This is a genomic window from Sphingomonas lenta (genome assembly GCF_002288825.1).
GTDB lineage: Bacteria > Pseudomonadota > Alphaproteobacteria > Sphingomonadales > Sphingomonadaceae > Sphingomonas > Sphingomonas lenta.
Map to the genome: position 1 here is coordinate 1,011,679 of NZ_NSLI01000003.1, position 9,124 is coordinate 1,020,802.

Sequence of the window (9,124 nt, forward strand, 5' to 3'; positions counted from 1 at the left end):
CCCGCCCCTAGCGTTTGAGCCAGCTGCCCTCGCGGAACCACTTGGTGACGATATACTTGACGCCCTCGGCGACGGGCATGCCCTCGTGGAGCGTCAGTTCGTTGGGGCTGCCGTCCGGTTTCATGTTGTTCCAGGCGAGCAGCATGCCGCGTCGGGGCGCGACGCGGGCGCCGGCCTGGGGGAACCAGGTCGCGCCGCCTTCCTCGACGTCGTTCAGGAAGATCATCGCGGTCCAGGTGCGCTGCCCGCCCGACGCCTGCATCTGCGCCCAGTAGCTCTCCGATTCGTGGAAATAGTCGTGGTGGGCGCGGAACTGCTGGCCCACGGCGTAGCGCTGGCCCTGCATCGTCTCGCCATTCTCGTGCGGCAGGCCGAGCAGGTCGGCGATCGCCTCGTCGATGGGGCGTACGTCCGGCGACCAGCGGTCCATGTCGCAGCTCTCCGAGGTGCGGAAGCCGGTGTCGGCGCGGTCGGACAGCAGGGTGGACGGGCGGCGGTTCGCGTCGATCAGCGCGATCAGCGCGTCGCACTGGTCGCCCGTGAGGAAGTCGAGGTGGAAATAGAGCTGGATGGCCTCCAACCCGGCGCGCTCGACGCGCGGATCGGCGTCGAGGCGGGCGGCGACCTGCCGGCCGATCTCGGCGCGCAGGGGGGAGGTGGCCGGCTTCTGCTTGCGGGCGAACAACATGATCCCAAGATGCTGAGCCTGCGGCGGCGTGGCAAGGGGCCGGACCGCCGTCTGACCCCCGCCCGCGGTCAGTAGAAAATGCCGTACACCATGTCGACGACGCGGCCGGTGCGCAGGTCAATCAGCAGCGCGTCGTCATAGTAGCGCACCCAGCGGTACGGGCCGTAGGCGGGCGGCAGGCGGTAGGCCCAGGGATCGTCGATCCAGTAGCTCGGCGCGAACAGCGACCGCGAGAGCGTCGTCCCCAAGCCGAAACGGCGGTAATCGTAGCGATAGCCATAGGGCGGGTAGTAGCGCGGCAGGCGGTACAGGCCCTGATTGTACTGGCGGTACGCGTTCCAGTCGTAGCGGCGGTCGTCGCGCCAGCCCCGGTTCCAGACCCGGCCGTCATGGTAGCCGCCACGGTCCCAGGCGAAGCCGTCGTCGTCGCCGAACCAGCCGCCGCGGCGGCTCAGCCGATCGCGGCGATCCGCCCGGCGCTCCAGCCGCTCTTCGCGCCGCTCCAGCCGTTCGTCGCGGCGCTCGAAGCGGTCGTCCCGCTCGGCGCGGCGGCCCAGGCCTCCCTCGAGCCAGTCGGCGCCGATCGCGCCCGCGCCGGCCTCCCGGCGTCCGCGACGGTCCTCGCGCCGTTCCTGGCGGTCTTCGCGGCGCTCCTGCCGCGCCTCTCGGCGCTGTTCGGGGGTGGGCGGGAAGACCTGGCCGTCGCGGCGGCGGAACATGCCGTTCGGGCGCGCCTCCTCCACGCCGTCACCGTCAAAGCGGCGACCCGGCCGGTCGTTCGCGCGGGGGCGCTGCACGACCGGCTCGGCCGACCCGGCGCGCTCGGCCCTGCGCTCCGCGCGCTCGGCGCGGCGCTCCTGGCGCTCCTCGCGCGACGGGCGTTCGCGAGGGGCATCCGCGACGTCGTCCGGGACGATGAGGGGCTGCTCCTGCGCGTGCGCCAGCATCGGCGTGAGCGCGGCCGCCGCGATCACCAGTCCCAGCAACAGCTTCCTCATCCGACATCCCTCCGCTCGCCCGGCCATGCGCCGCGCCCCGAGATCGGATTCAAGTAGATGAACCTTGTTGAGCGCAAGCTGAACCGTACCGTCAGCGGAACGACAGCATCAGTCCCGATTCGGAACGAGCGCCGGGACGGTCGCGGCGGCGTCATCCGCGTCGATGCCGGGCCGCGCGCCGGCGGGGATCAGCTCCTCGCCGCGGATCGCCCGCGCGGCGCGCTGGATCGCGTCCACCAGGCGCGGGTAGATGCCGCAGCGGCAAATGTTGGAGAGGCCGGCGCGGATCTGGTCGTCCGTCGGATTGGGCTCGCGGCGGAGCAGCGCCTGCGCGGCCATGACGATGCCGGGGATGCAGAAGCCGCACTGGACCACGTTGCCGGCGAGCAGCGCGAGCTGGACGGGGTGGCTGCGCTCGCGCGACAGGCCTTCGATCGTGGTGACCTCGCTGCCTTCGATCGAGCCGATCGGGATCTGGCAGGAGGCGCGCGCGACGCCGTCCACGTCGACGATGCACGCGCCGCAATGGCCCGTGCCGCAGCCGTATTTGGTCCCCGTGAGGTTGGACGCGTCGCGGAGCGCCCAGAGGAGGGGGGTGTCCGGGTCGAGGCGGTATTCGACGGGCTGGTTGTTGACGGTGAGGCGCATGGCTTTCTCAAGTCCTCCCCCGCTTTAGCGGGGGAGGGGGACCAGCGCAGCTGGTGGAGGGGGAACGGCGGGATGCGGCATCGTGATGTACCCCCTCCACCACGCCCTGCGGGCGCGGTTCCTCTCCCCCGCTGTAAGCGGGGGAGAGGAACTTGGCTAGTTCCGCCAGGACGTGTCGATTTTGTCGACCAACCTCACCATCGCCGCGAAATCCGCCTTGCCGGGGCCGCCGGGCACCTGCGCCTTGGACAGATCGCGCTGGTGGACGGCGATGACGTCGGCGGGGACTTCGAGCGGCTTGCCCATGCTCAGGGTGGCGAGCTGGATCTCGCAGGCGCGCTGGAGCGACCAGTGCTTGATGAACGCTTCGGGCAGCGTGCGGCCCATGACGAGGATGCCGTGGTTTTTGAGGAACATCACGCGCTTGTCGCCGAGGTTGCGCACCAGGCGCTCGCCCTCTTCCGAGCGGACGGTGACGCCCTCGAAATCATGGTACGCGATCTGGCCGTAGAAGTTGCAGGCGTAGAAGTTGGTGGGGCGCAAGCCGCCCTCGACCGAGCTCACCGCCATGCCGGCGGTCGTGTGCGTGTGCATTATGCAGTGCGCGTCGGGCAGGTTGCGGTGGAACACGGCATGCTGGACGAAGCCGGCGAGGTTCACCGGGTGCGGGTTGTCGTCGAGCTTGTTGCCGTCGATGTCGATCTTGACGAGGTTCGACGCGGTCACCTCCGAGAAGTGGAGGCCGAAGGGGTTGATGAGGAACGCGCCCTCCTCGTCCGGAAGCTTCACGGTGATGTGGTTGTAGATCATCTCCGACCAGCCGAGCATGTCGAAGACGCGGTAACAGGCGGCGAGCTCCTGGCGGGCTTCCCACTCGGCGGCGGACATTTCGGGGCGGCGTAGCGCGGTGGCCATATCGGGTCTCCTCTCCAGAACATTATCGCATGCGTGGGCTCAGTGGCCAAGCGCGGCGATCTCCTCGTCCGAGAAGCCGAGGTCGGCCAGGACCGCGCGATCCTCCCGCTCTTCGCGCATGTGAGGCGCGGTGGTGGGGCTGGCCGAGTAGCGGGGGGCGGGAGCCGGTTGAGGAAGGCCGCCCGCGGTTACGAAGCTTTGGCGGGCAGCGTTGTGGGGGTGCACCAAAGCCTCGTCGTAGGTGAGGACGGGGGTCAGGCAGGCCTCGTGACCGGCGAAGAGCGCGACCCATTCGTCGCGGGGGCGGGCGAGGAAGCGGGCGGTGAGGTCCCGCTTCAGCTCGGGCCAGATGCTGGGGTCGAACTGGCGGTCCCAGCGGGGATCGTCGATCGCCAGCACCTGGCGGAGCGCGGCGTAGAATTGCGGCTCGATCGCGCCTAATGCGACGTAGCGGCCGTCGGCGCATTCGTAAGTGTCGTAGAAGTGCGCGCCGGTGTCGAGGAGATTGCCGCCCGTGGGCGCGCCCCAGCGGCCCATGGCGCGGAAGCCCCAGACCTGCGCCATGAGCAGCGCCGAGCCCTCCGTCATGGCGCAGTCGACGACCTGGCCCTCGCCGGTCCGCTGCGCGTGGAGGAGGGCGGCGACCATGCCGAAGGCGAGCAGCATGCCACCGCCGCCAAAATCCGCGACGAGGTTGATCGGGGGCGTGGGTTTGCTCCCTGCGCGGCCGAGCGCGTGGAGCGTGCCGGAGAGCGCGATGTAGTTGATGTCGTGGCCGGGCTCGTGCGCCATCGGACCCGTCTGGCCCCAGCCGGTCATGCGGCCGTAGACGAGCCGGGGGTTGTCGGCGAGGAGCGCGTCGGGGCCGAGGCCGAGCCGTTCGGTGACGCCGGGGCGAAAGCCTTCGATCAGGCCGTCGGCTTGCGCGGCGATGCGGCGGACGGCTTCGACGGCCTTGGGACTTTTCAGGTCGAGCGCGATCGAGCGGCGGGAGCGGAGCAGGGGGTCCTTGCTGTCGATCGTGAAGCCGGCGCGGGCTCCGCGGTCGATGCGGATCACCTCCGCGCCGTGGTCGGCGAGCATCATGCCCGCGAAGGGGCCGGGGCCGATGCCGGCGAGCTCGACGATGCGGAGGCCGTGCAGGGGTGGGGTGGTCATGCGCTTCCTCGCTCCGTTTTCTGAAAGGGAGGGAAGGACGGGGCGGCCTTACCTAGCGCCAGCTCCGCGTCGCTGAACCTGATAGGCGTGCGCAGGCCGGGGAGCGTTGCGCCGTCCTCGCGTTCGACCTCGATCGCCATGCCCCGGTGCACCACCTGCGGGTCGGCAAAGGTCTGGGCGACCGTGTTGATCGGGCCGGCGGGGACGCCTGCGCTCTCCAGCTTCGCCAGCAGATCGTCGCGGGCGAAGGCGCGCGTCGCTTGCTCGATCGCGGCGAACAGGGGCGCGCGGTTCTCGATGCGTAGCGCGTTGGTGGCGTAGGAGGGGTCGTCCGGATCGAGGCCCGCGACCGCGCAGAAGCGGCGGTACTGCCCGTCATTGCCGACCGCCAGGATGAACCAGCCGTCCGCGCACGGGAAGACGGCATAGGGGCTGACGTTCATGTGCGCGTTGCCGACCCGGGGCGGGGTGACGCCCGTCAGCAGGTAGTTCATCGCCTGGTTGGCGAGCACGCCCGTCATGACGTCCAAGAGCGCCATGTCGATGTGCTGGCCGCGGCCGGTGCGCGTCCGCATGTGCAGCGCGGCCTGGATCGCGACGACCGAGTAGAGGCCGGTGAAGATGTCGGCGAAGGCGACGCCGCTCTTCTGCGGCGCGCCGTCAGGCTCGCCCGTCAGGTCCATGATGCCGCCCATGCCCTGGATGATGAAGTCGTATCCGGGGCGCGACGCGTAGGGGCCGTCCTGGCCGAAGCCGGTGATCGAGCAATAGACGAGGCGCGGGTTGATTGCCGACAGGCCGGCATAGTCGAGCCCGTACTTGGCGAGCCCGCCGACCTTGAAGTTTTCGATCACCACGTCGGCGTCGCGGACCAGCTCATGAACGGTCGCCTGACCTTCCGGCGTGGCGAAATCGGCGACGACGAGCCGCTTGCCGCGGTTGCACGCGTGGTAGTAGCCCGCGGTGCGGCCGCCGTTGGGCTCGTCGACGAAGGGCGGACCCCAGGTCCGCGTATCGTCGCCGCCCGGCCCCTCGACCTTCACCACCTCCGCGCCGAGATCGGCGAGCACCTGCCCCGCCCAGGGACCGGCCAGGATGCGGGCGAGCTCGACGACCTTGACGCCGGCGAGGGGGTGGCGGGAAGCGGGGTCGGGCTGCACGGACGCGGGTTAGCGCGGTTCGGGCGGGGTGGGGAGGGGGTGCGTCGGTCGGGTTCGAAAGCAGAGCCGACGTTTCAGTTCCGGAACGTCCTACCGATGCCGACCGTTTCCGCGCGAGCAGGAGGACGGTTTCCATGAACGCCAGCGCGCGACTGACCACCCTGACGCGGATCGGGTTCGCCGCCCGCGGGCTGCTTTACGTCGTGATCGCGTTCCTCATCGTCGGCACGGGGCGGGCGGAGGATCCCGCCGGGGCGCTGCAGTATCTCGGGCGGGGCGGCGGGCGGGCGCTGCTCATCGTCATGGCGGCGGGGCTGTTCGCCTATGGGCTGTGGCGGCTGGCGGACGCGGCGTTCGATATCGAGCGGCACGGTTCCCGCCAGGAGGGTGTGATGGAGCGGCTCGGCGCGGGCGCGAGCGGGCTGGTGCATCTGTTCCTCGCCTGGCAGGCGGTGCGGCTGATCCGCGGCGCGGCGTCGGCGGGCGACGGTACGCAGGCGGGCGCGCGGGCGGCGTTGGAGCTGCCGGGCGGGGCGACGCTGGTGATCGCCGCGGGCGTGCTGCTGCTCGGCGTCGGCGTGTTCCAGTTGATCAAGGCGGTGAGGGGCACGTTCCTGCGTTACCTGGACCCGGCAGTCGCGCGCCAGCCCTGGGCGCAGTGGAGCGGGCGGGCCGGCTACGCCGCGCGCGGGCTGGTGTTCGTGATCAGCAGCTTCTTCCTGCTGAAGGCGGGGTTCGAGGAGCGGGCCAACGAGGCGGGCGGGACGGCGCAGGCGCTCGCCTGGCTCTCCAGCCCGATGGACGTGGTGGTGGCGCTAGGATTGTTCGCGTTTGGCCTGTTCAGCCTGATCGAGGCGCGCTTCAGGCGGCTGCACGACGTGCCGGTCGACGGGATCGCGCGCCGGGCCGCGAACCTGCGCTGACGGGCGTCAGGTCGGGCGCGGCAGGCGTCGTTCGACGAGCAGGACGCCGAGCGCTGCCAGTGCGAGGCAGGCGGCCAGGAACAGCATGGGGGCGAGGTCGCTGCCCGTTTCGTCACGGATGCGCGGCACGGCCGTCTGCGCGACGAAGCCGCCCAGATTGCCGATCGCGTTGATCAGCGCGAGCCCGGCCGCCGCGCCCGCGCCGGTCAGGAAGCGCGGCGGCAGCGTCCAGAAGATCGGCTGGGCGGCGAAGACGGCGGGCGCGGCGATGCACAGGAACGCGAATTTGGGCCAGGCGCCGGGCGCGAGCACGCTGCCGACGAGGCAGGCCGCCCCGACCAGCGGGGGTCCGACGAGATGCCAGCGCTGGTCGCGGAAGCGGGCGGCGTGCCGGGGTAGCCACCAGAGCGCGAAGCCGACAAGCGTCCAGGGAATGACGTTGAGTAGGCCATTGACGGTGTTGGAGACGCCGAAGCCCTTGACGATCGTCGGCAGCCAGTAGCCGAGCCCGTAAGCGGCGAGCGGAAAACCCAGAAAGGCCGCGCACAGCATCAGCACGCGCGGGTCGCCGAGCGCGCGGAGCGGGTTGGCGTGCCGGACGCCGGCTCCGCGTTCCGCGTCGAGCGTGGCGGCGAGCCAGCTCTTCTGCGCGGCGTCGAGCCAGCGCGCCTCGTCCGGACCTCGGGGCAGCGCGCGCAGGACGACGGGCACGAGGAGCAGCGCCGGCAGGCCGGTGACCAGGAACACCCATTGCCAGCCGCGCAAGCCCGCCAAACCGTCCAGGTCGAGCAACAGGCCGCCGATCGCCGCACCCACCGCGTTCGCGACGGCGCTCGCCACCATGAACTGTCCCACGGCGCGCGCGCGCTGCGCCTGGGGATACCAGAGGGTGAGGACGTAGAGCACGCCGGGGAAGAAGCCCGCCTCCGCCGCGCCGAGCAGGAAACGGAGCACGTAGAACATGGCGGCATTCTGCGTGAAGGCGAGCGCGATCGTGACCGCGCCCCAGCTCGCCATGATGCGCGCGAACCAGACGCGCGCGCCGACCCGGTCGAGGACGAGGTTGGCGGGGACCTCGAACACGCAATAGCCGATGAAGAAGAGCGCGGCACCGAGCCCGTAGGCCGCTTCGCTCAGGCCCAGGTCGCCGACCATCTGGAGCTTGGCGTAGGAGACGTTCTGCCGGTCGATATAGGCGATCATGTAGATCAGCCCGAGCAACGGGATCAGCCGCCGCGTGACGCGGCGCACCGTGGCTCCGCCGATGTTGTCCATGCCCGCCCCTCCCGCGGCCGGGTTTCGGCCGTCGGGCGCGGGAAGGCAAGCGCTTCCGTCAGGCGGCTTCGGCGAGCTCGATCCGGTCGGGGTCGTTGCCGGTCGCGGGCGCGGCAAGGACCTCCTGCGCGGGGGCGGGTTCGGCGGTGCGGACCGGGAAGGCGAAGCGGGCGATCATGACGATGACGCCCAGGCCCAGATAGGCCGCGATCGTCGCGACCGGGTTGAAGAACAGCGCGAGCGCTAAACCGAGCCGCAGCAGGTCGGGGCTGATCCGCAGATCCTCGCCCAGGCCCTGGCAGATGCCGAAGAAGGTATCGTCGCGGGCGAACAGGGAGGGGCGGGGGCTCGGCATGGTTCTCGACTCCTTGGAACGCGGGCGGTGGGCCCGCGCTGATGGATGGTGCTTCGCAGGGAGCGTGCCAAGTGGTGCCGCAAACGTGTTTACAAGAACTTAGCCGCGACTCGGCGCGGATCGCACCGGGAGGGCACGCCAGATCTTGGGAAAGCGCGCCAGTTCAGTCGGGGGCGTGAGTGGTCGTGTAGACGAGGTGCGAGACGTCGCGGCCGCCGGCGCGGCGGACCTGAACTTCGTCGGTGAGCGCGGCGCCGATCTTCTCCAGCGCGCGGCGGGAGCGGAGGTTGTGCTCGCCGACGGTGAAGAAAACAGTGGCCACCTGGGGCAGGATGTGGGCGAGCATCAGACGCTTGAGCTCGCGGTTGTACCGGCCGCCCCAGTGCGAGCGGGCGAGGAAGGTCCAGCCGATCTCGATGCGGTTCCGTTCGGGGTCGTGCGGGCCGTAGCGGCTGGAGCCGATGATTTCTTCCGTCGCGCGGTCGATTACCGCGAGCGCGCCGCCGCCGGCGATCGCATCGTCGAAGTAGGCGCGAAAGACGGGTTCGCGCCAGCGGTCATGGGCGGGGTGGAGGGCCCAGATGTCCGGATCGCTCGCGACGGCGTAGAGGGCGGGCCAGTCGGACGGGGTGAGGGGGCGGAGGTGGAGGAGGTCGCCGGTCAGGGTGGGCTGGCGGTCGATCACCTCAACATACTCGCTTTCTCGTCATGCCGGACTTGTTCCGGCATCCATCGCTGTGCGCACGAGTCAGCCGGTATGCGCGTACCACGATGGACCCCGGAGGAGGGAACCCAGCAAAGTACTACTTTGCTGGGGACCCATGTCCGGGGTGACGGAGGGTTCAAGGCGACCCGTCAAAAGGCACTGAGGCCGGTAATCGCCCTACCCAGGATCAGCGCGTGGACGTCGTGTGCGCCTTCGTAGGTGTTGACCGTCTCCAGGTTCATGAGGTGGCGCATGACGTGGTACTCGCCCGAGATGCCGTTGCCGCCGTGCATGTCGC

General features: G+C 70.4%; 11 protein-coding genes. 1 reads left to right on the forward strand and 10 read right to left on the reverse strand.

Going from position 1 to position 9,124, the window contains the following annotated elements; translation table 11 throughout:
- Positions 1-7: 7 nt before the first annotated feature.
- The 6 genes from CKY28_RS12070 to CKY28_RS12095 form a co-directional block, all read right to left on the reverse strand.
- The gene (locus CKY28_RS12070) at positions 8-688 is read right to left on the reverse strand and encodes a 2OG-Fe(II) oxygenase (protein WP_176473066.1); all 681 of its coding nucleotides are present in this window, start codon (positions 686-688) and stop codon (positions 8-10) included.
- A gap of 68 nt (positions 689-756) precedes the next feature.
- Entirely contained in the window at positions 757-1,686 is a 930-nt protein-coding gene (locus tag CKY28_RS12075) for an RcnB family protein (RefSeq protein WP_095998529.1), read from the reverse strand.
- A 108-nt stretch (positions 1,687-1,794) separates the two neighbouring features.
- Positions 1,795-2,334: a (2Fe-2S)-binding protein gene (locus CKY28_RS12080; RefSeq protein ID WP_095998530.1), complete on the reverse strand. Its 540-nt coding sequence runs from the start codon at positions 2,332-2,334 to the stop codon at positions 1,795-1,797.
- A 156-nt stretch (positions 2,335-2,490) separates the two neighbouring features.
- Positions 2,491-3,249, reverse strand: coding sequence for a class II aldolase/adducin family protein (locus tag CKY28_RS12085; protein WP_095998531.1), 759 nt, complete (start codon positions 3,247-3,249; stop codon positions 2,491-2,493).
- Positions 3,250-3,288: 39 nt separating this feature from the next.
- Positions 3,289-4,407: a CaiB/BaiF CoA transferase family protein gene (locus tag CKY28_RS12090; protein ID WP_095998532.1), complete on the reverse strand. Its 1,119-nt coding sequence runs from the start codon at positions 4,405-4,407 to the stop codon at positions 3,289-3,291.
- Positions 4,404-5,567, reverse strand: a complete 1,164-nt coding sequence (locus CKY28_RS12095) for a CaiB/BaiF CoA transferase family protein (protein ID WP_095998533.1) — start codon at positions 5,565-5,567, stop codon at positions 4,404-4,406. The genes CKY28_RS12090 and CKY28_RS12095 overlap by 4 nt, the downstream gene beginning before the upstream one ends.
- A 134-nt stretch (positions 5,568-5,701) precedes the next feature.
- On the opposite strand from CKY28_RS12095, the gene CKY28_RS12100 reads away from it, so the two are divergent.
- Positions 5,702-6,490: a DUF1206 domain-containing protein gene (locus tag CKY28_RS12100; RefSeq protein WP_095998534.1), complete on the forward strand. Its 789-nt coding sequence runs from the start codon at positions 5,702-5,704 to the stop codon at positions 6,488-6,490.
- A gap of 6 nt (positions 6,491-6,496) precedes the next feature.
- Here the strand turns inward: CKY28_RS12100 and CKY28_RS12105 are convergent, their stop codons facing one another.
- The 4 genes from CKY28_RS12105 to CKY28_RS12120 all read right to left on the reverse strand — a co-directional run.
- Positions 6,497-7,765, reverse strand: coding sequence for an MFS transporter (locus CKY28_RS12105; RefSeq protein WP_095998535.1), 1,269 nt, complete (start codon positions 7,763-7,765; stop codon positions 6,497-6,499).
- Between the two features lie 58 nt (positions 7,766-7,823).
- The gene (locus tag CKY28_RS12110; protein WP_095998536.1) at positions 7,824-8,120 is read right to left on the reverse strand and encodes a PspC domain-containing protein; all 297 of its coding nucleotides are present in this window, start codon (positions 8,118-8,120) and stop codon (positions 7,824-7,826) included.
- 163 nt (positions 8,121-8,283) lie between these two features.
- Positions 8,284-8,802: a GNAT family N-acetyltransferase gene (locus CKY28_RS12115; protein WP_095998649.1), complete on the reverse strand. Its 519-nt coding sequence runs from the start codon at positions 8,800-8,802 to the stop codon at positions 8,284-8,286.
- A 173-nt stretch (positions 8,803-8,975) separates the two neighbouring features.
- Positions 8,976-9,124, reverse strand: a 149-nt coding sequence (locus CKY28_RS12120) for an acyl-CoA dehydrogenase family protein (protein WP_281253241.1), incomplete at its 5' end; no start/stop codon positions are given.

Coding starts and splice junctions, on each gene's coding strand:
- CKY28_RS12070 (WP_176473066.1), bottom strand. CDS start 688: ATGTTGTTCGCCCGCAAGCAGAAGCCGGCCACCTCCCCCCTGCGCGCC.
- CKY28_RS12075 (WP_095998529.1), bottom strand. CDS start 1,686: ATGAGGAAGCTGTTGCTGGGACTGGTGATCGCGGCGGCCGCGCTCACG.
- CKY28_RS12080 (WP_095998530.1), bottom strand. CDS start 2,334: ATGCGCCTCACCGTCAACAACCAGCCCGTCGAATACCGCCTCGACCCG.
- CKY28_RS12085 (WP_095998531.1), bottom strand. CDS start 3,249: ATGGCCACCGCGCTACGCCGCCCCGAAATGTCCGCCGCCGAGTGGGAA.
- CKY28_RS12090 (WP_095998532.1), bottom strand. CDS start 4,407: ATGACCACCCCACCCCTGCACGGCCTCCGCATCGTCGAGCTCGCCGGC.
- CKY28_RS12100 (WP_095998534.1), top strand. CDS start 5,702: ATGAACGCCAGCGCGCGACTGACCACCCTGACGCGGATCGGGTTCGCC.
- CKY28_RS12105 (WP_095998535.1), bottom strand. CDS start 7,765: ATGGACAACATCGGCGGAGCCACGGTGCGCCGCGTCACGCGGCGGCTG.
- CKY28_RS12110 (WP_095998536.1), bottom strand. CDS start 8,120: ATGCCGAGCCCCCGCCCCTCCCTGTTCGCCCGCGACGATACCTTCTTC.